Below are 834 nucleotides of genomic sequence, written 5' to 3' on the forward strand. Positions count from 1 at the left end.
GGTGATTTTACTGTAGAGAAGTTCGGATCTGGTAACTCTTGCTCTTTTACAACTGTTACATCTGTAAATCCAACTTCTTCTAAACCACGGCGTACAGAAATATTTGATGTTCCGTGTAGTGGTGTGAAGACGATTTTTAAGTCTTTCCCAACCTTTTGTACCATTTCTTTATTAATAATGACATTGTTCAATTCTGCAGCATATGCATCATCGACTTCTTGTCCAATAATATGTAATAAACCGTCAGCTTTTAATTGCTCCACATCAGCAACCTCAACTGTTAATTCATCTTCTACTGCGTTTACGTAGCTAATTAATTCATCAGCTTCTTTTGGAGGCAACTGCCCACCATCTTCACCGTATACTTTATAACCGTTATATTCAGGCGGATTATGACTTGCCGTAAGAACGATTCCACTCACTGTATGTAAATGACGAACTGCGAAAGAAAGCACTGGCGTTGGACGTAAGCTTTCAAACACATATGTTGTAATGCCGTGTGCACCTAGTGTAGCAGCAACTTCCATTGCGAACTCAGGTGATTTATGGCGAGAATCATACGCTACAACAACACCACGCTTCTTCGCTTCTTCACCTAACTTTTCAATAAACTTCGCTAATCCTTGTGTCGCTTTACGAACTGTGTATACGTTCAGACGGTTCGTACCAGCACCAAGTTCACCACGCATACCACCTGTGCCGAATTCTAGATTTTTATAAAAGCTGTCCTCGATTTTTTTCTCATCTTGCTTCATGTTTTCTAACTGTTCTTTTAGTTCTGCATCTAACTCTGCATATGAAAGCCAGCGACTAAATTCTTGTTTCCAGTTCATA

1 protein-coding gene is annotated in these 834 nt (G+C 39.7%); it reads right to left on the reverse strand.

The genetic code is table 11. The features are described 5' to 3' along the window. On the reverse strand, nucleotides 1–833 hold an 833-nt coding region (locus tag MR083_RS26665), incomplete at its 3' end, for a phosphohexomutase domain-containing protein (RefSeq protein ID WP_472927155.1). Nucleotide 834: the final 1 nt, after the last annotated feature.

Origin of the sequence: Bacillus cereus group sp. BfR-BA-01408 (assembly GCF_022663305.1) — a bacterium.
Taxonomy (GTDB): Bacteria; Bacillota; Bacilli; order Bacillales; family Bacillaceae_G; genus Bacillus_A; species Bacillus_A pacificus.